At 69.3% G+C, this 22,612-nt stretch carries 18 protein-coding genes; 3 read left to right on the forward strand and 15 right to left on the reverse strand.

Annotation, left to right across the window (positions count from 1 at the left end; translation table 11 throughout):
* A partial coding sequence (locus ABZV42_RS39210) for a TOPRIM nucleotidyl transferase/hydrolase domain-containing protein (protein WP_356056472.1) occupies positions 1–1,258 on the forward strand: 1,258 nt, incomplete at its 5' end.
* A 1,151-nt stretch (positions 1,259–2,409) separates the two neighbouring features.
* Here the strand turns inward: ABZV42_RS39210 and ABZV42_RS39215 are convergent.
* Together ABZV42_RS39215 and ABZV42_RS39220 are read right to left on the reverse strand one after the other, a co-directional pair.
* Positions 2,410–3,009: a hypothetical protein gene (locus ABZV42_RS39215; RefSeq protein ID WP_356056475.1), complete on the reverse strand. Its 600-nt coding sequence runs from the start codon at positions 3,007–3,009 to the stop codon at positions 2,410–2,412.
* Positions 3,010–3,043: 34 nt separating this feature from the next.
* On the reverse strand, positions 3,044–4,555 hold the full coding sequence (locus tag ABZV42_RS39220; RefSeq protein ID WP_356056510.1) for a NucA/NucB deoxyribonuclease domain-containing protein: 1,512 nt from the start codon (positions 4,553–4,555) through the stop codon (positions 3,044–3,046).
* A gap of 439 nt (positions 4,556–4,994) precedes the next feature.
* On the opposite strand from ABZV42_RS39220, the gene ABZV42_RS39225 reads away from it, so the two are divergent.
* Positions 4,995–5,240 carry a DUF3761 domain-containing protein gene (locus ABZV42_RS39225; protein WP_356056512.1) on the forward strand — a complete coding sequence of 82 codons (246 nt, stop codon included), beginning with the start codon at positions 4,995–4,997 and terminating at the stop codon, positions 5,238–5,240.
* A gap of 78 nt (positions 5,241–5,318) precedes the next feature.
* On the opposite strand, the gene ABZV42_RS39230 is transcribed toward ABZV42_RS39225, so the two are convergent.
* The 4 genes from ABZV42_RS39230 to ABZV42_RS39245 all read right to left on the reverse strand — a co-directional run bounded on the left by ABZV42_RS39230 (position 5,319) and on the right by ABZV42_RS39245 (position 8,555).
* Complete coding sequence (locus ABZV42_RS39230; protein WP_356056848.1) at positions 5,319–6,785, reverse strand: UvrD-helicase domain-containing protein; 1,467 nt, start codon at positions 6,783–6,785, stop codon at positions 5,319–5,321.
* The gene (locus ABZV42_RS39235; RefSeq protein WP_356056514.1) at positions 6,782–7,264 is read right to left on the reverse strand and encodes a hypothetical protein; all 483 of its coding nucleotides are present in this window, start codon (positions 7,262–7,264) and stop codon (positions 6,782–6,784) included. The genes ABZV42_RS39230 and ABZV42_RS39235 overlap by 4 nt, the downstream gene beginning before the upstream one ends.
* Complete coding sequence (locus ABZV42_RS39240; protein ID WP_356056516.1) at positions 7,261–8,121, reverse strand: DUF6083 domain-containing protein; 861 nt, start codon at positions 8,119–8,121, stop codon at positions 7,261–7,263. Before ABZV42_RS39240 ends, ABZV42_RS39235 begins: the two co-directional genes overlap by 4 nt.
* A gap of 170 nt (positions 8,122–8,291) precedes the next feature.
* Positions 8,292–8,555, reverse strand: a complete 264-nt coding sequence (locus ABZV42_RS39245; RefSeq protein WP_356056518.1) for a helix-turn-helix transcriptional regulator — start codon at positions 8,553–8,555, stop codon at positions 8,292–8,294.
* A gap of 273 nt (positions 8,556–8,828) precedes the next feature.
* Between ABZV42_RS39245 and ABZV42_RS39250 the strand changes: the two genes are divergently transcribed.
* Complete coding sequence (locus ABZV42_RS39250) at positions 8,829–9,740, forward strand: hypothetical protein (RefSeq protein WP_356056521.1); 912 nt, start codon at positions 8,829–8,831, stop codon at positions 9,738–9,740.
* Between the two features lie 148 nt (positions 9,741–9,888).
* On the opposite strand, the gene ABZV42_RS39255 is transcribed toward ABZV42_RS39250, so the two are convergent.
* The 9 genes from ABZV42_RS39255 to ABZV42_RS39295 form a co-directional block, all read right to left on the reverse strand.
* Entirely contained in the window at positions 9,889–10,569 is a 681-nt protein-coding gene (locus ABZV42_RS39255; RefSeq protein WP_356056523.1) for an HNH endonuclease family protein, read from the reverse strand.
* A 1,102-nt stretch (positions 10,570–11,671) separates the two neighbouring features.
* Positions 11,672–12,451 carry an ATP-binding protein gene (locus ABZV42_RS39260; RefSeq protein WP_356056594.1) on the reverse strand — a complete coding sequence of 260 codons (780 nt, stop codon included), beginning with the start codon at positions 12,449–12,451 and terminating at the stop codon, positions 11,672–11,674.
* On the reverse strand, positions 12,435–14,078 hold the full coding sequence (locus tag ABZV42_RS39265) for a Mu transposase C-terminal domain-containing protein (protein WP_356056677.1): 1,644 nt from the start codon (positions 14,076–14,078) through the stop codon (positions 12,435–12,437). The genes ABZV42_RS39260 and ABZV42_RS39265 overlap by 17 nt, the downstream gene beginning before the upstream one ends.
* A gap of 47 nt (positions 14,079–14,125) precedes the next feature.
* Positions 14,126–14,797, reverse strand: a complete 672-nt coding sequence (gene cas6e / locus ABZV42_RS39270; RefSeq protein WP_356056680.1) for a type I-E CRISPR-associated protein Cas6/Cse3/CasE — start codon at positions 14,795–14,797, stop codon at positions 14,126–14,128.
* On the reverse strand, positions 14,794–15,585 hold the full coding sequence (gene cas5e, locus ABZV42_RS39275; RefSeq protein WP_356056683.1) for a type I-E CRISPR-associated protein Cas5/CasD: 792 nt from the start codon (positions 15,583–15,585) through the stop codon (positions 14,794–14,796). Before cas5e ends, cas6e begins: the two co-directional genes overlap by 4 nt.
* Positions 15,582–16,781, reverse strand: coding sequence for a type I-E CRISPR-associated protein Cas7/Cse4/CasC (cas7e, locus tag ABZV42_RS39280; RefSeq protein WP_356056719.1), 1,200 nt, complete (start codon positions 16,779–16,781; stop codon positions 15,582–15,584). The genes cas5e and cas7e overlap by 4 nt, the downstream gene beginning before the upstream one ends.
* Positions 16,781–17,389: a type I-E CRISPR-associated protein Cse2/CasB gene (casB, locus tag ABZV42_RS39285; protein WP_356056721.1), complete on the reverse strand. Its 609-nt coding sequence runs from the start codon at positions 17,387–17,389 to the stop codon at positions 16,781–16,783. Before casB ends, cas7e begins: the two co-directional genes overlap by 1 nt.
* Complete coding sequence (gene casA / locus ABZV42_RS39290) at positions 17,376–18,968, reverse strand: type I-E CRISPR-associated protein Cse1/CasA (protein ID WP_356056820.1); 1,593 nt, start codon at positions 18,966–18,968, stop codon at positions 17,376–17,378. The genes casB and casA overlap by 14 nt, the downstream gene beginning before the upstream one ends.
* Before the next feature lie 600 nt (positions 18,969–19,568).
* Positions 19,569–22,469 carry a CRISPR-associated endonuclease Cas3'' gene (locus ABZV42_RS39295; protein ID WP_356056822.1) on the reverse strand — a complete coding sequence of 967 codons (2,901 nt, stop codon included), beginning with the start codon at positions 22,467–22,469 and terminating at the stop codon, positions 19,569–19,571.
* Between the last annotated feature and the right edge of the window lie 143 nt (positions 22,470–22,612).

Below are 22,612 nucleotides of genomic sequence, written 5' to 3' on the forward strand. Positions count from 1 at the left end.
ACTTCGGCCATCTCCTCAGGTGTCACACCAGGTCAACGACACCCACGAGCAAGCAGACACGCCACTCACGAGTGAAGATGACCAAGCCCTACTAGCAGTCACAGACAATCGCCGACTGCCCCTGAAACGGCACTTCCCGCTGGCGGACCTTCGCGCACCGGTCGACCTGCGTGACGGCAGTGGCCTGGCCGGCGAGCTGTACCGGCTCAGGAACGGCGATGTGGATGAGCAGCAGCGCTTTGAGCGCGCCCGGGAGGTCTTCGGGGAGATCACCGGGCTGGATCTGCATCTGCGCAGTCTCCCTGCGGCCGACTCGCGTCTGGCCGTCGATGTACTGGTCGGGGAGAGCGGGCAGGAGCGCATCATCCAGTTCGCGGGCGCGGGCATCCAGGAGGCGCTGTTCCTGGCCACCTTGATCGCTGGTGCGCCGGGCAGCGTCATCGTCCTGGACGAGCCTGCCGTGAACCTCCACCCCACCATGCAGCGTCGCCTGGCACGCCAGTTGGCGGGAATCCATGGTGTCGTCATCACCCACAGTCCCGATCTCGTCCCCTGCTCCCGTATCGAGGATCTCGACCGTCTCGTGCGGCTGACCCCACGCTCTGACGGCACTCGTGTGGCGAGGCTTCCGAGGGAAAACAGGGCACGCCTCGGCGAATGGCTGCAGAATCTAAACCTGAGCGACGTACGCGCACTGCTGTTCGCTTCGGCAGTCATTCTGTGCGAAGGAGCCACCGATCTCGGCGCGCTCGGGTGGTGGTGGCAAGACGGCGCGGCCGACACCGGTTCCCTCGACCCACAGGGCGCGAACATCGCCATGATCGACGTGGGCGGCGACAACAACTTCGGCGGCTACGTGAACTATCTCGAGGCGTTCCAGATCCCTTGGGCCGCAGTAGCCGACGGTCCCGCATTCCGGCCGACCAGCGGCCTCAGCAGACAGCTCAACAAGCTCGGGCTGGCGCCCGCAGACAGCCGCCCAGCCCCGGACGCGGACTTTCCAGCATGGCGGGCGTACTGGAACCGGGCCGGTGTCTTCACCGTGGCTGACACGTTCGGCGGAGATCCACAAAAGTCCGGAGAGTTCGAAGCCTTCCTGGAACGCCAGGACACAACACTTCTGACACAGATGCGCGAACTGCACAGCAAGAGCAAGCCCCGTGTCGGGGCCGCCTTCGCCGCCTCTCACCCCGCGCCCCAGGAAGTCGCGGAACTGTACCGCCGGATCCACCGACACATCGACGACCGAATGAAGTGACGCGGTGTCATGGACAAGGGGCCACACCCCATGAGGCGTTCACCATTGACGTGGGTGGGCCAGCCGCGCCTACGGTGCCTGGGCGGCCGTCGCCAGCAGCGATCCTCGCCATTGTCGAACTCCATGGGGTTTGCCCAGAGCCCGGCGCCCGGGCACCAGACACTGGCCATCTTCCGACCGCAGCCCGATACACGCGCTTCGTGGCCCCTCAGTCAGTGCTGAGGGCGTCCTCCACGGTCATCACCCCCGGCACAGCCGTGTGGAACAGTGCCGGAACAGCGGTGGGCGGGGTGGGAAGCCAGGGCGTCCGGTGAGATCAGGCAGCGGAGCCGGTCAGTGTGTGCGGCCTCCGCGATGAGCATCCTCTCCACGGACGCCTTCACCCTCCCCTGAGCGATCCCCACTATGCCCTTGACGACACTGACTGCCACGGTTACCACCGCTCCCACGATCACAGGCTCCATGCCGCACTCTTCCCTTTGCCAACGAGCACCCGGTTCTGCCGCGTGCACCACAACAGTGCTGATTTCTGGGCCAGTTGTGACATCCGGCTGGTCACGCGGGTAGAGCACAGCATCGAGGGCTCCCCGGCACGTCACGCGTCCCGTACGGACCGCCCCCGTACTCCCAGTTCCGGCCCGGCCCCGATATCGCCCTGGCGGGTTGGGCTACCTGCTTCGCCAGCGCCGCCCGAAGGGCGTCTCACACGGGGTTGGGTAAGAGCGCACGCAGGTGCGGCAGACCGGGCGTTGCCGCGGTCTCGGTCGGCCTCCCCTGTGGTGCATCTGTGAGCGCACCCGGGCGATGAACGACGCCGCGACTGCCGTCGTCCCAGCCGCTGCTCCGCCTCACGGCCCATCTAAAGGACCTGTGCTCGACGTCCACCGCACGACGCGCATCTGCCTCACCGCACCAGCAACGAAGCCCGCACCCGACGGACGCGGCGACGCCCCCGCGTCGCGGCCCAATCCAGTGAGCTCCGTAAAACGCCTTACGGAGCTCCAGGGCGGCCGCTTCCCACGAAAGGGAGCTCCCGGCTACCGGGCCGGTCCGCGCCGGTAGTCCACCACGTCAACCTGCTGCAGGGCGTGCTGGCTTCGGTTGAGGCAAACCGCGCGAGGTTGCCCCAACCGAAGGCCCGCAGGAGCGGGTTAGGAGTAGTCGCCGCGCCCGGCCCGGCGCAGAATATCGCGTTCCCGGCCAACCTGGGTGTCGAGTGAGCCCTCGTGGTCGATGACGAGGGTGTCGTCGGCCGGCCGGGCCCGTACTTGGGCCCCATAGGAGTCGGTCGCTTTCACCAGGAGGGCGTCCTGGTGGGCGGCGGGCCAGCTTTGGATCAGGTAGGACTCCACGACGTCGTCCGTGCTCTCATCGACAGCCGTGTCCCTGCCGAGCGCGTGAACACGCAGCCGGTACCGGCCCGGGCCCTGGGACGCCAGAGAGGGAAGGTCGGCGGGGTCGTCCATCATGGGTGTGACCAGCACTTCCCCGGAGGGGGAATGGCATGGCATCTCAGCGATCTCTTCCCAGCCCGGAGCGGGGTCGGGGCGCTGGGAGTGTGGTTCGACCGTGACGCGGACGTTGCCGGTGTGGATCCCGGTGGCCACCTCGATGACGCCGCCGACAGCGGAGACGAGTCCGTTCTGGGTTGCGTCGAGGTCGTCGGCTACGGGCCCTTGCGGGTCCGTGATCTGGAAGAGGTGGTACTCGGCGCGTACCAGGGCTGTTGTTCGGGCTGGATCATCGTTCACGGGGTTTTGTCTTCCGGTCTCGTCTGCCTGGGGTCTACCTGATCCATACCAGGAATCGGTCTCCGTCGAGGACGCGGCTGTAGGTGTAGAAGCCGTTGAGCGCCCGGCCTGCATCCGTGTTCTGCGTGGCGTTGATCATCCGGCGGCTGAACGGGCCGCCGCTGTAGCGGGCGCCCTGCCAGGTGCTGGCGAAGGGGTACTCGTCGCACGATTTGCCCGAGGGGCGCGGCAGGCTGCTGGGGCAGGCTTTCCTGCGGTTCTCGGTGATCTTCGAGCCGTTGGTGAGCCGCGTCAGGTAGTTCGTCGTACCGTACTTGCCGGGCAGGCCGGTGGCCTGGGCGTCCTTGATGTGCTTGGCAAGTTCTGGCCACGGCCCTGTCAAGCTGTAGCTGATCACCGGAACGGCCTGGGTGTTCACGCAGCCGACCTGCCGAGGGGCACCGGGCATGTCGTTGTCGCAGCGGACATCGACGGTGGGCAGCTTCGTGGCGCCTGACGGCGCGACCCATTCCGGGTTGCTGAACCGCCAGGACGCGGTGCTCCTGCCGGTCCCCCTCTGCTTGGTGGCAGCTGTGTTGATGGTGGTGTTCATGAAGAACTGCCCGTAAGGCTCAGCGCGAGAGTTGATCGCCTGCGCGGGGAAGTCTTTGTGGGTGACTTTGCACTTGCCTGTGCAGGAGGCGCTGCCGTACACCTTGGTGCCGGTCACCGCCCGTCCCCACCGGGACACCTCCAGCATCTGGGTCTGGTAGGCCCAGGTCTTGGAGTCCCGGGCGGAGAAGGAGTACCCGATGACGAGGTACTTGATGCCGCCGATCCGGCTGCCGGTACGGACATCGATGGCGTTGACCTCGGCGCGCCAGATGCCGCAGCCTCGGAGGCGTTCGATGTACCACGTCGAATCCACGCCCTCGTCGCGGCACCACTTCGGTTCTTTCCACGGGGACCTGGCAGCCGCGGCGGAGGCGTCAGACCCGTCTTCTGGTGCTGAGTTCGGCGTGGTGTCGTCCGTCGTCTCCTGGAGGGAGGCTTCCTGGTCGGTGGCCTGTCCGGCGTCTGGAACGGCGGCTAGGACAGCCGATTCGGTGGTTGAGGTGTCGGCAGGGGTGTCGCCTCGCGACAGGGCAGCACGTTCCTCGGAACTGATCTCGCTCGCCGGTTCCAGAGGCGTTGCGCAGGCCGTGTACTGGGCTTCGGGAGTCTGTGCGGCAGCCTTCACCTGGTCATCGCACGCGGACTTCGGGTCGGTCTCCAGCCCGATGGGCTGTCCGTCCTCGGAAGTTGCCGGCGCTGCCGCGGGGTTGCGGACTGTGCCTTCGATGCCCAGAGCGATGTCCTCTGCCGAGGGTGCGGTCTCCGGGTCGCTGTCGGTCTCGTCCGGCGCGGGTGACGGGTCATCGGTGACTGGATCGGTGGCGACTACGCCCGTGGTCAGGGAGGTGTCCGGAGTTGCTCCGGAGTCGTCCGCCGCCTGAGCACTGCTCAGACAGCTGCCCAGCAGCCCTAGCGTGACGGCAGTCGTGGACAGCAGTTTTCTCAATTTCAAGTTATGCCCCCTGTGTTGGTCGCAGCAGCGGGGCTCGCAGCGGTCAACTTGCGTTCACCCCCGCCGCTTTCACGTCATCCAAACACAGCCACCACACAGACTGCATACCAATATGGACGTTTTCAGTCATAGTTGGACGCGCTTCCGTGGAGATCAGCTGTTGGCCCGCCCACGGAGCACGAAGCTACTCACCCGCCTGGAATCATGGCGGCATGCTGGGCCTACGTGCTGGCTCAGCGGCTCACACAGCGCAGGCGAGTGCCTCGGCGGCGGCAGGCCCCCCGTACCGCTATATCGAGGGAATGTTCTCCTGGATCGAACGCCTGGCGACGGTCAGGCCACGAGTGTCACGACCCTGTGATCAGGGGCGGACAGGCCCCTGGGGGAGCCGTCTGGTGGTGCATGATCGCGTCTCCGAGTCGCTGAAGGGAGACTTCATATGCTCACCAAATTCCGGGGCGCTGCGGCTGCCGTCGTCATGGCCGGCGCGCTGCTGGCGCCGGTGGCCACGGCAACCGATGCTGCGGCCGCGTCGTGCGCCCGGCACACGACGGGCGTCTGCAAGGCGAACTCGCCTCACCCGCGCGGGGCAATGGCGAAGTGCAAGGACGGCACCTACTCCTATAGCGCCCACTTCCGTGGCACCTGCTCCCATCACCGTGGCGTGAAGTACTGGTATCGGTAGAAAGGCGGGCGGCGCCCCCTAACCGTCGGGGGCGCCGCCTAGATTCATGCTCAGAAGGGCGCTGTCGGCTGACAGGGATCACCTGACGGGTCTGCCCTCTGGGTGGCCGTCGATCCAGGAGAGGCCGCCCATGTCCAGCCGCTGGCGGGTGCGGGTGACTGCCACGTAGGCGAGGCGGGCCTCGCCGTCCTCGATCGGTCCGGGAACAGCCTGCCCGTTGTCGTCCCGTTGGTCGCTGTCCTTCGGCGGGGTGAAGTCGTCCGCGATCCTCACACGGGCCCATTCGCGCCCTTTGGCCTTATGGGCGGTCGAGACGATCACCTCGGCCGACTGTTCGGGGACGAACTGGGCGACCGCGTCGAGGATGGCTTCAGCGCCGTGGGTGTCGACGAGGTCGACCAGCGGCTGCAGGTCACGTCCCGCTGGGTCGTGGGAGGCGTAGTCCTGCAGCTCTCCCCAGGTAGCAAAGAGGACGAGCTCGGGGTGGGTGGTGCGACGGCCGTCCTTGAGGTCGCGGGCGGCCAGCGCCAGGGCGCGCAGGCTGTCGCCTCCCCCGACCACCCCGACCCGTTGGCCGGCGGCGAGGAGGTTCATCGCCTGTGCCATGGCGCCGACGTTGGTGCGGCACAGAACCGCGTCGGGCAGGGCAACGGGGCCCAGGTCGGTGGGCACGGTCTCGGTACCAGTGAGACGGATCGGGGCGTCGGCGATGGCCAGCCACCGGTTGGCTTCCTCTGCGAGCTGAGGACCGAAGCGGAAGGACTGGGACAGGGCGAGCTGGGTGCCGTCGAAGCCGGTCATGACGTCTTTGGCGCCGCGCCAGTCGTAAATGGCCTGGGCGGAGTCGCCGACCACGACGAGCTGGGCGTGGCCGCGTTGGGCGAGGAAGATCTGTTCGACGACAGGGTTGGTGTCCTGGGCTTCGTCCAGGAGCAGGTAGTCGGTGTCGATCCTGGGCTGAGTGAGGGCCCAGATTTTCAGGTAGTGGTCGTGTTCGAAGCGAGCTGCGCCGTCGTCGGGGTTTTGCAGATCGGTCCAGGCTTTGCGGGCGAACGGCACGATGTAGTCCGCGAGTTCGGTGTGCAGTTTCGCGTCTTCGAGGCCGCGCAGGCGCGGGACGTGGTGACGGGCGACATCCGCATCGGCGGTATGGCAGAAGCGGGCCACGGTGCGCAGGGTGGCGTTGGAGAGGGTCTTCTGTGACAGGTCGCGTTTGCCGATGCGGATGGTTTTGGTAATGCCGAGGGCGTGGCCGGTCTGCCAGGCGGGGCGGCGCGGGGAGTTGAGGCGCAGGGTGTAGCGGTGGCCGATGGCGGCGTAGGCCAGGGCGTGGGCGGTTTTGCAGCTGACGGTGGGCGGGAAGCGGGTGCGGGCGTCCTGGGCGATGGCGCGGTTGTAGGCGAGGTAGCGGCCGCGGCGGCGGGTGGCGCGGGCGAGTTCGGCGAGTGTGGTGGTTTTGCCGGTGCCTGCCCCGGCCTGCAGGGCGAGATGCTGGCCGGCGTGGAAGGCGTCGGCGGCGGCTTGCTGTTCGTCGGTGGGTTTCAGCACGGCGTTGCTCCGGTGGTGTGGGTGAGTGCGCGCCCGACGGCTGCCAGGAGATGGGACGGGGTCGTGCTGGCGAGCAGGTGCCGGAGTTCGCGGGCGAGACGGTCGGCCTCCTGATCCGCATGCCGAGCCAGAGCCCGGTGAACGGCCTCCTGCAGGAACAGGCGCGGTGGTCTTCCCTCGTGTTCGGCAGCAGTCTCAAGAGCGGCGTACGCGGCGGGCGGGAGGGCTACGTTGAGGATGATCTGCCCGTGCGGGTCGGGGTAGTGCGTGGTGATCACGTCGACGGGAAGCTGTGTGCCCATCTGGTGGCGCAGTCTGTTGAGGGCTTTGTCCGGGGTTTTGGCGCGGACGACGGTCATCAGGCGGGTGGCGTCGTGGTTGGCTGCGAGCGGCATCGTGCGGGCGGCCAGGTGGAGCTCGGCCGGGGTGAGGGCTCTGGTCAGAGTGATGTCCAGGGCATGGTGCGCCATGGTCATGTCTCGTCGCGGTGGCTGGGCGGGGTGTGGGGCAGTCGGGTGTGGAGGTGCGCTGTGTGCAGGAGGGGGTCGAAGATCTGCCATCCGGCCGGCGCGAGATCCGCGGCACCTGGGGTTGCGGCGTGGGCGGGGCAGCGCTGGGTGCGCCAGCGCAGCTGCTCGGCATAGGGCAGGCGGCTGAGGTCGTAGACGGTCATGAGCGTTGCGGGCAGGGCGAGTTGGCCGCGCTGTGGACTGGCGGGTAGTAGTGCCCATACGCCTCGGGGGCTGGTGGGGTCGAGCACGGGGTGGGGGCAGCGGTGGCGCTGGCGGGTCTGGGCCACGCACCGGATGGTTTCGAGGGGTGCGTCGGCGAGGTAGCGGCCCAGTAGTAGCTGTACGACGGGCCGGGCGGGGCGGTCGCTGCCGGCGGCTGGTTCGCAGGCGGCGGGAGGGGTGGGGGTGAACTGGCCTGTGTCGATGAGGCGGCGGGTGCGGACGGCGAGTTGGCGGCGCAGGGCTTCGATGTACGGGCCGGTCTGCGCGGTGGGGGTGTGTCCCGGGCAGAGCGCACGGTGCGGGATGCGGCACCAGGGGCTGCCGTCGCCGTGGGGATAGGCGATGCCGCCGCTCAGGTGCCATCGGCAAGGGGCGGGGACCTGGGAGGCGTCCAGTTCTGCGGGGTGCAGGGCGATGGGTCGCTGGTCGGCACGCTGGTACCGGTCGATCCGGTGGCCGCACTGGCGGCAGCGGCTGCTCTGGCCCGTGCGCAGCAGGCGGCTGGGGCTGGTGGCGGTCACCCGCAGTGGGCGCCGGGGGCGTGCGGTGCGTGGGCTGCCGTCCCAGTGGCAGTTGGCGGAGGCGGTGTTGGGGTGCATGGCGGGACCGTGCCAGGCGACACCCCGCGATTGCGGGTAAGGCCAGACCGGAGTCGCCCGTACAGCCGAACGACACCGAACATCCGAGCCAGTTGACGCTGAAGCGTTCGATGCATGCTCGCCGGTTCGGGTGATTCACGGCCCGGGCGCAAGCGGGTGTTGCAGTGCGGTTAGGAATTCGAGGGGCCGGGCGGGGTGTGGTCGTCGCAGAGGGTGTTCAGCAGCTGCTCGATCGGCACGTCGAAGGTGTGAGCGAGGGTGTGCCAGGTGGTGAGGCTGCCGGTGGTGCGGCCGTGTTCGAGGTCGATGAGAGTGCGGCGGGCTAGGCCGCTGCGGTCGGCGAGTTCATCGAAGGTCCAGCCGCGCTCGCCCCGCAGGCGCGCGAATTCGACGCGCAGCGCGGTGAAGTCGGGGTCGGGCGGCAAGATCGTCACCCCACCATCCGACGGTGCAGGACCCTGCCCTGTCAGTGCAGACTTCTGCACTATCTGCCGGTACGGGAGTGACGTTCGCAGTGCAGGGATCTGCACTACGGTGCGTGCGTCCTGGGTGTCTCCGTCTGGAGCTCCCAGCATGGAGGCGTAGACAGACAGGAGGACGACGGGCCGATGAGGCTTGCCGGCGCGCATCCCGCGGTGCGGCGCATCTGGACGGTGGAACTGTGTTCACGGGCAGGCGGCCCGAGGCTCATCTGTCCGCACTGCACCGTGCACTCCCCTCCCCTGCAGGCCGCCTCCGCACGGTCTGCCGCCCTGGCGCATCTGGCCCGCCATGCGCGCGCCGACGCGCTGCCGACGCATCTGCGCAGCTGCCAGTGCCGGGCGCAGGGCTGCTCCTGGCATCTGCGCCATCGCGGCTGCGCCGGGCCGGTACTGCTCGCCCTGACCCGCGACCGCAGCGGCCGCGCCTGGCGGCTGTCCGACACGTGTGCGGCCTGCGCGGCCGCCACCAGCCACACCGCCGTCGTCCCGGCCACCCTGCTCGCGCCCCGGCGGCCCGAATGCCCCGGCCGCCGCCCCAAACCGCTGGGCGGCCCGGCCGAGCGCACCCGCGTACGGGAGATGCTCACCTATCTGTCAGCAGCACTCCCCCAGTTCACCTCCCCCGCCGCCCGCCTGCTCGCGCTGCAGTGCGCCCTGCGCGCCGACAACCGCGGCTGCGTCCGGCTACCCGCAGGCCTGCTGCGCGGCATGCGGTTGCACGGCCGCACTGAGCTGTGGGAAGAGCTCGAGCACACCGGCTGGCTGCGCCGCAGGACAGGCAGATATCCACATGTGGAGGCCCAGCTACTGGATGCCGCACTGCTATACCAACGGCCGGGCAGCCGAACGCGGGCCTGTGCCGCGCAGTGGGCTCTGCGCCCCGCTCCGGTTGTCGTACCGGTCGGGTGGCCGCCAGCTGTGCAGTTGGCCGCACTGGCTCTGGCTTCCCACACCGCGGGCGATGCTGGCAGTACGGACCTCGATGTCCTCGCCCGCCTGTGCGGGCACGCGCCCCAGCAGACCGCGGAACTCCTCGACCGCCTTGCGGCATCGCACGTCCTGACCGCGTGGCGGCACAACCGGGAGTCCGACGAGCTCTTCTGGTGGCTGCCGCCACTGTCCAAAGCTGACCATTGAGGGGGCAGTGACGGCTGGAAGTGAAGCAGGTACGGAACGCAGGGATGCTCAGAGGGAGGGCCATGAAGAGGGGGCGTGAACCGTCGGCAGAACGGCTGGCACGGCCCGCGCTCACGAGGGCGGGCAGAGTGCCGCTATCGCACTCCTGTCATCGCGCGAGCGTGACCTCGATCGGCTCGTTAGGGCAGATGCTGAGGGTCCTGGAGAGAGCGGCTTCCTCCCCGGGGTCAACGGACAGCTGGTAGCGGGTCTTGTCGGCGACCCAGTCGGTGACGTACTGGCAGCGGTAGCCCGCGAAGGGAGGCAGCCAGGTGCTCGGGTCCTGGTCCGACTTGGAGCGGTTGGACGCGGCGGAGACGGCGATCAGTGCACGGGCGTCGTCGAGGTCATTGGCGTAAGCCTCGCGTTCCTTCGCCGTCCAGGCGGAGGCTCCGCTGTCCCACGCTTCGGCGAGCGGGACGAGGTGGTCGACGTCGAGTTTCCTGGCGTTGTCGAAGTAGGCGTCGTCGTACGGGCTGTACCAGGATCCACCGGTGAGCACGCAGTTCGGTCCCTGCTCCGGAGCCTCGACCGCCTCCTCCAGGAGGACTTCCATACGCGTGTTACAGCCGTCCCGGTCGGCGTCGATCCAGTGCCGAAACTTGGAACGTTCATACCCGGCACGGCTCTCGTCCTGGACCGGTAGCGCCTGGAGGGCGTCGCGGACCGGCATGGTGATCGTGTCACCGGGGCTCGCGGCGCGGTCGGGTGCCGCTGGAGCGGCGTGTGCGGTGCCGGCCTGGGTGATGAGCACGGCAAGGGCGGCGACGGCAGTGCGGGGGAAACGCATAAGACGTCCCTTCGAAGATCAAGAACTTGTCGTGATCTTCGTAGCCGTTTACTCGGCCACCCGCCCGGGCTCCCGACCGCAACTCACCCGTCCGTGGCGGGAAGTCAGATGGTCGCGCGGCGGAGCAGTCTGGCGGGACAGGCCGTCGACGCTGCGGCAGCACAGAGCACTCCCCCCGTTTCGCTCTGAGCAGGCCAACAGGCTTGCTGAGCAAGCTAGTTGACCCTCATCGAGAAGGTGCTACAGTACTGCTCCATCGGGCGCCCAGAGCGCCCGAACTGCTTGTCGGGCTCTCCTTTCCTCGGATTCGAGGAGCGGGGGCCTTTTCTCTTATGCGCTGTCACAGGCCCCCGGAAATCGCCGGGGGCCTTCGTCGTCCTTTGGAGGCCATTCATTGACCACTCTGTCCGTTCCTGTCGGCGCCGCCGCGTCCGGAGTACCGATCTGGTTGGCTGCTCTCGGTGCTGTCGCCGTGGTGGTCATCGTTGTGCTGTGCGCTGGTGTCGCTGTTGCGGCGCTGAATCGAACCGAGCGGGCAGATGTTGCTGAGACGCTGTTGGGGCTGAGCTATGTCATCTCGGCCCTGTCCGGGCTGCTGCCGTGGGGACGCCCGTCTTCACCGCCTGCCCTGCCTGCTCGCCCGGCGCCGAATTCCTCCTCCAGCGCTGAACCGGCGGTGCAAGAGGGATCTGCGAGGCTGGAGGACCTGTGCGTTGGCCCTGAGCCACCGCCGGCCGAGCAATCGCGCAGGCCGATGCGGCCGTGTCCGGGAGATGCGGGACCTACGGCACGGTCTTCGTCGGTGCATCGCGGCTGCAGAGAGGCCGCCTCGCACGGACGGCTACTTCGTTAGTCCCGGCACCTCTTGGGCCACGGTTCTCCACGCGGATGAGCTGGCCTGGGACAGCTGGGTCTCTTCCGAACCGGTCACGTCTGCTGCCCGCGAACTCGCGGGCAGCACGGGCTGCCGGTGTCGATCGCACAGCGGAGACCGGGACCGGCTGAGGGGTGAGTCTGCACCGGTCATGCCTAGGCTGCGGGCGCGGCGTCCTCCTCGGTCCAGTCGCCCTCGAACAGGCCCCCGGGCAGGAACAATGCCCGGTCAGCTGCGGATGCTGCTGTCGAGGAAGCTGAGGACCATGCGGACTGTGTCGCGGCTGAACCAGGCGGTCTCGGGGTGCTGTTCGAGGATGTCCTGGATGTGGAAGGTGACCTTGGCCCAGTTGCGGAAGTTGCCGTGGCAGGCGGCGTCGTTGATCCACATCAGGTCGTCGGGGGCGACGTTCTGCCACAGGGCGTGGTAGGTCGGCATCAGGGCCAGGACTTCGTCGGGGGTGAGTGGTTGGTACTGCTGGTAGATCGGGATGCGGGAGAAGAGGCCGGAGCAGCTGCGGATGCGCTGGAGGCAGTTGTCGCCGCCGGCGAGGATGACGGTCAGCTGGGTGCGCCTGTTCTCCCAGAGAGTCTGCAGGTACTCCAGGGAGCTCCTGGTCAGGCCCTGGGCTTCGTCGCAGACCAGGACGCGGTGCTGCTCGGCGAAGGCCTGCACGAGGAGTTGGTCGAATGCGTCGCCTTTGGCGGGAGGGTCCCCGGGCAACGCCAGCGCGCGATAGAGGGCGGCTCGCAGGGTGCCGAGCGGGGCTCCTTTGCGGCATTCGAGCCAGAGGGTGTTGTCGGGGGCGAGGTCGCGCAGGCTGGTGTTGACGGCGAAGGTCTTGCCGAGTCCGACATCACCGTGGACGCAGAACAGGGCGCGGGCCTTGATGACGGTGGCCAGGTGGCGTTGGGTCAGACGCGAGGCGGTGGTGGGCAGGAGGCGGGCTCCGGCGAGACCGAGGTAGTGGTCGTTGGCTGGGGCGGTCGTGTCAATCGTGTGGTTCATCGGTGGGCTCCTCGGGCGGGGTAGGCAGCGGGGCGGGGTTCCAGGAGGCGGTGGGGTCGGGCAGCGGCGGGAGCAGGGGGTCAGTGGAGCCGGGGCGGCTTTCGGCGGGGCTTTGGGTGTTGTTCCAGGTGTTGGTGGGGTCGGGCAGCGGGATGAGGTCGGGGCGTGCTTCGCTGGCGTGTTCGTCCTGGCGATGACCGTCGAGGATTGCGGCTGCCTGTTCCTGGGTCATGTCGCTGACCGGGCGGGGGGTGATGGGGACGGTGTCGCCTTCGAAGCGTTCCTCACGCTGGCGCTTCGCCTTGTCCAGGGCGGTGCGCAGGCGGCCGGCTTCGCGGTCGGCCGCGTTCCGTACTGCACTCCGTTCCTGGGGGTTGGCTGCGTTCTGCAGGACGGCCGGGCCCAGGTAGGTGCCGTCTTTGGCGTCGAAGAGTTCGACGGTGCGTTCCTGGCGGGGCATGTAGCGCAGCACGACTTTGTCGCCGCCTCGGCCTTGCATGTAGGGGGCGAGGTAGAGGCGTTTGCCCCAGTGGACGCCGTCTGAGTTGATCGTCAGGTGGGTGGGATGGACTTCGAGGGTGAAGAGGAGGTCTTCGGGGTCGGGGTCGTAGATGGGGGTGAGGTCGTCGTGCCACAGCTCGTAGGGGGTGCGGTTGTCGCGGGTGCGGATGCGGTGCTCGTGGTTCCACTCGTGAACCCATTCGAGGAGGCTGCGGATGAATGCCTCGTAGGTCAGGAGGCTTTCATCGAGGTCTTTTTTGGTGCGGCGGCTGGTTCGGGGGGCGTGGACGAAGCCGGGTAGGCCGGGGAAGTGCATCTTTTTGACGGCGCGGTTGAGGGCTTCGACGGTTCCCTTGAGCTCTGGGTGTCTGGGGGGAAGGTCGACGACGCGGACGCCGAGGATGCCGAAGGCTGTTTCGACGGTGTCGCTCAGGAAGTCTTTGCCTCTGTCGACCCGGACGAGGCCGGGGCTGCCTCCGAAGGGGCCGTGGTCGCCTCCTCGCAGGACGGCGGCCCGGATGGCGAGGAGGATGTTCTCCCGGCTGGGGGTCTGTGCGGAGATGGACAGGCCGCAGATGGCGTCGCTGGCGCAGTCGATGAACCAGGTGATCCAGGGTTTGCGGCGGTGTCCGTTGACGTTGACCCAGACGCTTGCTTCGACGTGGTCGGCTTCCCAGGCCTGGTTGCGGTGTCCGATGTCGCGGGTGAAGTGGACGTCGAATTTGCGGCGTTCCTTCTCGCCGCCGCGCAGGCCGGCGAGGAAGCCGGGGGTGTAGGCGGTGGTGACGGCGCGGTGGAAGGTGGCGTAGGAGACGGGATCGTCTCCCAGGTGGCCTCTTTTGCACAGGTCCCGGTAGGCGGCGGCGATGTTGCCGCAGAAGAGGGCGACGGCGTCGCGCATCACCTGGGTGAGGGTGAAGGAGGCGGGGCGTTGTGGGGTGTAGCGGTCGTTGTGCTGGGCGGCGTTGTCCATCCATCGGCGCACGCTGCGCGGGTGGACTCCGAAAGTCTCGGCGACGGTTTTGATGTGGTCGGTGGTGAGGCTGTTTTGCTGGGCGAGGTACATGAGCCGACTGGTGGCTGCCCGGCGCAGGCGGGTGTCACGCAGGGGCTGTTCAGCGGTCACGAAGTGTCCTTCCCGGGGGATGGCTGTGCCCGGTGTGGTGGTGCTGGTCAGACGGGGGCGAGGCTGAGCAGGCCCGCGCCGTAGGACTGGGCGCGGCCGATGCCGCGGCAGATGCTCTGGGCGAGGAGGCGGGCGTCGGTGATGCGGGCGTGTCCGTCGAACTGGATGAGCTGGTGGTCGAGTCCGGGCCGGTGGGGGGTGTGCGGGGAGCGTTCGAAGGTGCGGGGGGTGAGGCTGATGTCGGTGAGGGCGAGGCCGGCCTGGCTGGCTCTGCGCTGCCACCACTGGGCGGCGTCGTGTCCGTGCAGGGCGGTGGGGGTGCCGCGGCGGCGCAGGAGGCGGCCGTCGGGTTGTAGGCCGCAGGGGGGACCGGGGAGGTGGCGGACGGGGACGGTGGTGATGCGGTAGCGGACGTGGCGGCCGGGGGTGAGGGCGTGCAGGACGGGGGTGAGGTCGCGGGCCGCGACGAGGGTGCCGTAGCGGGCGGGCAGGCCGGCGAGGTTGGGTGGCTGGGTGGTCTGGACGAGCAGAGTGGGCGCGTCGTGGTCGGTGTCGAGACGGAAGAGGAGGCCGGCGTCGCGGCGGGGGTGGGGGCTGGGGGTGCCGGGGGTCAGACGCATGAGCGTTTTGTGGAGCTGGACGCGGTCGGCCAAGTCACGGCGTACGGCGTGGTGGGCGGTGTTGAGGCGGATGCAGGTGAGGGTGGCGGTGGGGGTCATGGCTGCTCCGGGTGCATGTAGGCGGCGAGGGTGGTGAGGGGGTCGGGGCCGGCGTAGAGGGCTGTGGGCAGGGGGATACGGGTGCGCCATGCGCTGCGTGGGTGGTAGCGGCGGCGGCCGGGGGTGAAGTCGACGGGCTGGTCGCACAGTTCGTAGTGGTCGATGGCGGTGGACGGGTCGGGTGGGGGGTCTTCGTGGATGAAGTCGACGTTGACGGTGGTGGTGTGGGGGCGGGGTGGGCGGGCGAGGCTGAGCGGGGTGCGGCGGGTGAGTTCGTTCATGGGGTCCGTGACGGCGGTGGCCAGGACGAGAGGTTCGGTGGGAACGCAGGTGCGGCGGCCGAGGTAGGGGGCATTGCGGGGGTGGCGGAGGTGGCCGGCGATGGTCTGCAGGAGAGGGGCAGGGCCGGTGACTGCGACGGTGAAGACCGGGTCGGCGAGGTAGTGGCGGTGGGAGACGAGGGTGGACTGCGCCTCGGGGCGTTGGGGGCCGCCGCTGGTGCGCAGCTGCTTGTCGCGGGGGTGGCCGCCGCCGACGGTGTGGAAGTCGGTGTGGGGAGTGCCGGGCCGGTCGATGCGGATGAGGAATCCCAGGTCCTGGTAGCAGGGCTGGCCAGGCAGCTCGGTGAAGGAGTCGAGGACGTGCTGGGGTGCGCGTCCGGCGCAGTTGGCGAACATGCCGATCAGGGCAGAGCGGGTGGGGTGGGGGGCGGTGTCGCGGTCGTGGAAGGCGGCGCTGGTACCGAAGGCGGCCAGGGGGCCCGCGAGGCGCAACAGCAGAGCGCTCACTCGGCGTCCGCTGGCGTTTGGCCGGTGGCTTGCGCGGCCGCGTTGGTAAGGGCTGCGGCGATGAGGGCGTCGAAGCTGTCGTGCCGGGTGCCGAGGTGGGCTGCGTCGCCGGTCTGGGCGGTGGCGTAACCATGGCCGACCAGGTCGCTGGTTCCGGTCAGCCGGTGCGTGATGCCGGCGCAGGTGTCCAGGGCGTGGTAGCTGGGGGTGAGGTAGCCGCCGCCGGGGGCGGCTTGCACGGGTTGTTCGAAGGCGCTGGCGTAGGTGACGGGGCGGCCGTCGCGGACGGCGTAGGCGACCAGGTCGGGCACGGTGTGCGGGGCGGTGGACGTCTGCTTCGCGGGGAGCACGGTCATGATGGCCGCGCGCATGAATAGGCCGGTCAGGTGCAGCGCCTGGTTCTGGTCGCCATCGAGTTTGCGGGTCAGGTCGGTGAGGTTGACCGTGGTGAACCGGTAGAACACTCCGCTGGTCAGGAACGCGGTGTCCATGAAGGCGCTGCCGCGGTCGCCCGCGCCGAGCCAGTCGTCCACCGCGGTCACGAAATCCGGCTGCAGATCGCTCTTGTGCGTGGTGAGGGCGGGGGCGGTCTGCACGGCGCTGGGGACGTCGGCGTCTGTCAGGCCGGCGAGCATGCGGCCGAAGAGGTGGATGGTGGCCGTGGGCCGGCTCAGGCAGGCAGCCACCTTGTCGGTGGGCAGCAGGGCGGGCGGCTTGCCGCGGCCGGGCTTGGTGTCGTCGCTGTCGTCGGGCTCCTTCTTCTGGAGGCGGGCCAGGCCCTTCTCCAGGGCGGCACGGTGATCGGTGCACAGCTCGGCGAGGTCCTCGACGATGGAGTCGGCGGCGACCAGGAGCATGGCGTTGGTGCGGTGGCCGTTCCTGGGGTCGGTGTCCAGGCCCTTGGCGGTGGCGGAGCGGGCGATCTGCCCGGCGGCGAAGTGGGCCAGGTCCTCGGGCCAGCCGGCTGCGCGCAGCGCCTCGGCGACATGCGGGGGCAGGTAGCGGGTGCGGGTGGCGGGCTCTTCGAGCGTGTCCTCAAGTGCCAGGCGCAATGGGCGTCGTTGGGTCTGGGCGGGGACCATGATGCGCTTGGCGTTGCCGACGGTCATGGTCTTGGGCACGTTGTGCTGGTCCCGGTTGAGGCAGGACGGAGGCCTGTGCTCAAGCATGTGGATGTCGAGGTAGCGGGTGTGCATCACAGCTCCAGGAGGGTGTCGGGGACGGTCAGGTAGAAGGCGTGACGCCAGCGGCCGGCGACTTCCAGCGGGTCGAAGTCCCACTGGGCGAGGTCCTCGAGCAGCACGGCGAAGTCGCATGCCAGGCCGAGATTGAGCAGCCGGCGGATCGTGTGAGGCAGCCGGGTGTGCAGCAGGTCGGCGGAGAGCACGCCCATCACTTCCACTTCGCGCTGCCAGCCTGCGGCGGTGTGGGGGTGTGCGCGGGCGGAGTCGGCCAGGGTCCGGCCGAAGTTGGGGCGCCGCGACCAGCCGTCCAGCAGCGCTGATTCGGATTCCAGGGGGTCGTCCAGGTGGAGGCCACGGTGCGCTGGCGAGGAGGGGGTTGTTTGGGTCCAGTCCGGGACGGGACGTTCCAGGGCGATCAGGGAGGCGATCGTGTAGTGGGCGCGGCGGGCGCCGAAGCCCTGGCAGGGTTTGACGAGGTAGGCGTCCATACGTGGGCACTCGGTGAGGGGCTGGCCGCGGCCGTTCTCCAGGCGGCTGCGGATGCGCGGGGTGCGGCACAGGCCGCGGACGTGGGCGACGAAGGCGTCGTAGTGGCGGCGGCGCTCGTCACGGCTGGGCATGCGGTCCTCCGGTCGGGCAGAGCGTGTCGTCAGGGGCTGTGCCAGCGCGTCGCAGGCTCTGCACGGCGCGGGCAAGTGCCGGGCCGGCCTTGGGCAGGCGGTTGAGGGCGTCGCGGGTGGTCTCGGACAGTGCCGTGATGGCCGCGGCGGCGAACACCCCGTAAGCGGGCCGTGTGTCGTCGACGAGCTGCCAGAAGGCTTGCTCGGCGCGCGGCCAGTAGTCGGCAAGGGCCTGGCCGGCCCACAGACCAGCGTCCCTTTTCCCGCCGCCCTTTCGGGGTGGGGCTGCCGTGCGCCGGGTGAGGCCGGTGTCCTTCCAGACCTGGTCGGCTGCCTGGCGCAGGGCGGCGCCCAGGGTCTCCGCGGCGGCGCAGCACTCGACAATGCGGGAGGCCTTGACGGGGTCGTTCTCCTGGGCCAGCGGCCAGATCGGCGGGGTCAGGCTGGTGTACCAGATGCGGTTGTTGACCTGGCCTTCCTGGTCGAATCCGCACACCCATACCCGCAAACTGGCGCGGGTGTCCTCGGGAAGGCTGTTGATCGTGGTGAATGCCTCGGGCCGGCAGCCCGGCCTGTGTTCGTCACCGGCGAGTGCCAGCGCGGACAGCGCCCGGAACTTGGCGTAGTCGGCGTCTGCGCGGCGCGGGCTGCGCCGGCGCTCTGCGGGTGCCGCGGGGTTGATGTCGTAGACGAGGTAGGGGTCGGTGGCCTCCAGCGGGGGGTACTGGGTGGCCCAGGTCAGGTAGGCGTCGGTGACGTGCTCGCCGCTCTCGTCGGGAACCAGGAGTGCGGCGTGCCGTGAGCGGCCGGTCAGCAGCCGTCTGGGCCAGGTCACCTCCGGCGGTGCCTGCAGCGGATCGGCGGCGGGCTGTTCCCAGGGGCAGGCGTCGCTGCCGGGGGCCTGGTCGTCGCCGCGGTAGGGCACCTGGTGCAGCAGGAGGGTCTCGTACAGGGTGCGGCCGCGGGGGTGGAAGGAGACGGTGGAGCGCAGCGGGCCAGCTTGCAACTGTCCGCTGCTCACACCGTCGACGGTGCGTGCGGTGGCTCGCCCGGAGGGCCCGTAGTAGTGGTAGGCGAGCAAGTTCCACAGTGCTTCCCTGGCGAGCACGGGCTGGGGATCGGTGTCGGTGTGACGGGGGTTGAACCAGACCAGGTTGCGGCCGGCCGCGCGGCCGTAGACGAGGGAGTTGATCCCGCTGCGTTTAGAGCACTGGACGGCCAGTGCCACGTCCTGCCACCACGGGCGCACGGGGTGGAAAAGGTCGAAGGCATCGGGGTCGGCATCGAAGTAGGCATGCACCCTGTCGGGGTCGAAGCCGTCTGTGCGTCTGAGCAGTTCTGTCCGGTGCTCCAGCCAGTCCTTGATGGGCTGGTCCGGGTCGTCGAGTTCGGTGATAGGGGCGCATATCGCGGTGAGGAGGCGGTAGAGGGCAGACTGGGCGGGCGGCAGGGGCAGGGCCAGGTCGTCGATGCGGTGTGCGTCCGCCAGCAGGTGGCGTAAGCCGACGTACTCGATGTGCTTGCCGCAGCGCACCGGGATGCAGGGTCTCAGGTCGATCCGGTAATTCGGCGGTGGCATCACAAACACTCCCTCTTCGCTTGCCGCCGGCCCGTACGGGGCCATGTCGAGGACGCGGCATAAGGCGTTTGGGCAGAGCGGTAGCGGTATGGACGGGATGCGGCGTGAGGGGGGCGCCCGGGCGGGTCCGTGAAGGGCGGGGTTCCGGCGGCGGGAGCAGATCAAGGGGCCGCTGAGACGAGAGCAGGGACACATTTCGTGACGAGCGATACGCACCGTCACATGGATCAAGGAAAGCATCCGCGGTGAACTGCCGTACAGAGCCTGCGAACTAGTGTGATCAACGGCTGGCGTGCAGGCCGGGGCGCGCGTCCAGGGGTGGTGCGCGCCGCGTACACCGCCGTGCGCCGTACCCTGCGCGCAGGGACGGAGGGCGGCTCTCCCTGACGTACCGGCACCACGCTCCGGCGCGGGTGGACATGCGGCTGCTGCCTCGGCGAAGACGCCGTGCACTGGTTGAGGAAGTCCTCGCGACTGCGGCCATGGCAACGGACTGTCACTGCGGGAGCGCTGAGGCATCGGTGACAGGCGCTGCCTCACGTCGGTGAACGGCCCTGCCCGTGGCGTCTCGGTGCAGGAACGCGCGTCGGTCTTGCCGGGTCAGGCCGTTTCGGTGTGGATCAGACCCAGTTCGTCATCGATATGGAGCTGGTGGCGGCCGAGCCGGGCCGCTTGCGGGCGGTCCGGCTCGTGTGGGAGGAGGACGAGGTCGGCGAGCAAGGGGTGCTGTTGCCAGGCCTCGGGGCCGTGATGCTCCTGGGTGGCGGCAGCGACCCAGGCGCTGGGTACCGGCACACAGTGCTGCAGGACGGTACGGATCGCGGCTGGGCGCAGATGGGGGCCCTGAGGCAGGGGAAGTTGGCCTGCCTCGTCGAGGGTGGGAGGGCGATCGCGGTGCCGGTAACAGGCGAGGACGCGGCCGGGCCGGTCGTGCGGGCGGGTGGCTGCCTGGGCCGCGGTCAGCTTCTGACGGTGCAGGTCGGACAGGGAGGCGACGCGGTCGTGCGGGGGCACCAGGTGGGCGCTGCTGGTGTGTTCCTCGGCCCGCTCCGCCGCCAAATGCTGGGCGTGCAGGGCAGCGAGACGGTCAGACCAGGTGGCCGGCCGTCCGGACTGGTGGATGAGTTCGACCAGGTGCTGGGCGTGCCCGGGCAGGGTGATCTGGTGGTGGCCGAGCCGGGTGAGCAGGTGGGCGGTGGCGTGCTGGAGGTAGGGGTGTTCGGTCGTGGCCCAGGCGTCGGGCAGCAGGGTGGTGCGGTCGTGGTCGACAGGGTGCAGGACGGTGAGACGGGGACCGCGGGCCCGGATCCAGGGCGGACGCGGGGCGATGCCGGGAGGCCGTTCGATCTGCCAGGTCTGTTCGAAGCGCCACAGCCGGCCCGCGCGCTGGATCAGCCGGGCCAGTGAGGTGAGGTCGCTGACCACAAGGTCGGCATCGATATTGAGGCTGAGCTCCAGGAGACTGGTGGTGACCACCACCAGCCGCTCGGGGCGCGGACCGGTCGGGCCGAGCCCGGTACGGACCTGCGCCAGAGCCCGTTCGAGGTAGTGGCCGGGAAACCGGGCGTGCACCAGCAGCAGTTCCTGCGGCCCTGCGGGCCACTCCAGGAACCGCTGGAGGTAGCGGTAGGTGTCCTGGGCGTCGGCGACCGTGGTGCACACGATGACGGCGCATCCTCCCAGCCGGGCCACGGGAGCGACCTCTGCGGCGATGCGGGCCAGCCGCTCCCCCGTTCTGGCCCGGCGTGCCGGGTCATCGAGGCGCCGGTAGTGCGCCGGCCGCAATCGGAGAGTGACGGTGCGCTGCTGGGCTGCGGCGTGCTGTGTGCGTGCGTCAGCGGGGATGAGGGCGACCTGGGCGGTGGCGGCATCGGCGAACAGCCAACCCGGGTAAGGCACGGTGAACTCGTCTGCGCGCGCCATCAGATCGCGCCTGCGGTGGCCGGCACCGGCCAGATAGGAGTACACGAGTTCACGCGCCTCCTGTCCAGGCAGGGTCGCCGACAGCACCACCACCGGGACACGCAGGCTGCCCAGCCAGTGCAGCAGGCGGGTCAGGATGCGTCGGCTGAACGCGGTGAGCGCATGTGCCTCGTCGACGATGACGCACTTGCCCGACAGGGACAGCATCCGCAGAGCGCTGTCGCGCACCGGGAGCGCAGCCATCAGTGCCTGGTCGACGGTGGCGACGGTGAACTGGGCCAGCAGCGCACGGTCCCAGCCGCGCACCCAGCCGTCCGGGAGGATCCGCCGCCAGGTACCGCTCCTCCCGCTGTTGCCGGCTGGCCGGCAGCCGTCGTCCTCGTCGTCGTCCTCGTCGGTGTGCGGGTCGTCGCCGGTGCAGACAGGGACGTCGCCGGGGGCGAGCATCTCGTCGGTGTAGGCGGCGTTCAGCCAGCTGTGGTTGTGCGCGAGCGTGAGCACGGCCGGAGTGGGACGGTGCGCACGGAGATAGCCGCACAGGGTGTCGTAGGCGGCGTCCGCGGTGGCCGTGGTGGGCAGCAGAAAGCACAGTCCGCGGGTGCCGCACGCGTCGTTGAGGATACGGGCCGCCTCCAGGGCGGTGATGGTCTTGCCCGCGCCGGTGCCGTCGGTGACCAGCAGGATCCCCGTGCCTCGTGCACTGGCCAGTTGAGGGAGGCGGTCCAGGACGGAAGCCTGCAGCGGGTTCGGGGTGCGCAGACCGGGATGCGCGGCGGAGAACGGCAGTTCCGGCAGTTCGATACGTGGCAGCCGTGACTCCTCCACCACCTCGCGGGCCTTCCAGCGGGCCCAGGCGAAGTGCTCGGCCGCACCATAGGCGGGCATGTCCGCCCGCGGCGCCCACACCTTGCGCTGGCTGGCCAGCCGGTCGGCGGCCATCACCAGTCCGGTCATCAGCACTGCAGCCGTGACGGACACCTGCCTCGGCGTAGCCTCGGCGCCCGTCAAATGCCCTACCTGGGCGGCGTAGCGAAAGCGGATCTCCTGCCACAGCCTGCCGCCCAGGTCGGCCTGCACGCGCCGGGTACTGGCCGCACCGTGCACATCGAGCTGCGGGAAACGTCCGTGGTGACCGCCCGCAATCTGCGCCATCCGCACGGCCGGACTGGCGTCATCCGACAGCTCGTAACCCATCTCTGCGAGGATCCCGACCAGGGCGTGCGCCGAAGCCCGCTCATGCCGCATCAATCTCCAGCGGCCCGTATCGGCCCGCAGCGCATCACTGACCCGTGCCCACGCGACCGGTTCACAGGCCTGGAAACGGCTCACTTTGCCCAGGTCATGCAGGCCCGCGATGAACATCACCACACGGCGAGCCTGCGCCTCGCTCATCCCCAGCCCCCCGGCGATAGCGGCGCGCTGTGCCCCGGTCAGCAGCCGGTCCCACAACTCCCCGGCCACAGCAGCCGTATCGAGCATGTGGAACAGCACCGGGTAGATCAACCCGTGCCGGGCGCAGTACTTGCCCCACAGACACAACGACAGCCCCTTGACCCGGCTCTCTTCTACAACCCCCACGCCCGCGCTCACCCTCCCGACAGCCACCGGAACCGAACGCCGCATCCCCTACCCCGCCACACCCCGGCACGCGCCAACTCCTGCCCACAACCGCCCGCTTGAGTGAATCGCCCCCATGGCACGCATCACCAGCACGGAAGACG

This window comes from Streptomyces sp. NPDC005281 (genome assembly GCF_040607495.1).
Classification (GTDB): domain Bacteria; phylum Actinomycetota; class Actinomycetes; order Streptomycetales; family Streptomycetaceae; genus Streptomyces.

Bases quoted from the DNA above. Each gene is read 5' to 3' on its own strand.
- ABZV42_RS39225 (WP_356056512.1), top strand. From the start codon at position 4,995: ATGCTCACCAAATTCCGGGGCGCTGCGGCTGCCGTCGTCATGGCCGGC.
- ABZV42_RS39235 (WP_356056514.1), bottom strand. From the start codon at position 7,264: ATGACCATGGCGCACCATGCCCTGGACATCACTCTGACCAGAGCCCTC.
- ABZV42_RS39240 (WP_356056516.1), bottom strand. From the start codon at position 8,121: ATGCACCCCAACACCGCCTCCGCCAACTGCCACTGGGACGGCAGCCCA.
- ABZV42_RS39255 (WP_356056523.1), bottom strand. From the start codon at position 10,569: ATGCGTTTCCCCCGCACTGCCGTCGCCGCCCTTGCCGTGCTCATCACC.
- ABZV42_RS39260 (WP_356056594.1), bottom strand. From the start codon at position 12,451: ATGAACCACACGATTGACACGACCGCCCCAGCCAACGACCACTACCTC.
- cas6e (WP_356056680.1), bottom strand. From the start codon at position 14,797: ATGACCCCCACCGCCACCCTCACCTGCATCCGCCTCAACACCGCCCAC.
- cas7e (WP_356056719.1), bottom strand. From the start codon at position 16,781: ATGCACACCCGCTACCTCGACATCCACATGCTTGAGCACAGGCCTCCG.
- casB (WP_356056721.1), bottom strand. From the start codon at position 17,389: ATGCCCAGCCGTGACGAGCGCCGCCGCCACTACGACGCCTTCGTCGCC.
- casA (WP_356056820.1), bottom strand. From the start codon at position 18,968: ATGCCACCGCCGAATTACCGGATCGACCTGAGACCCTGCATCCCGGTG.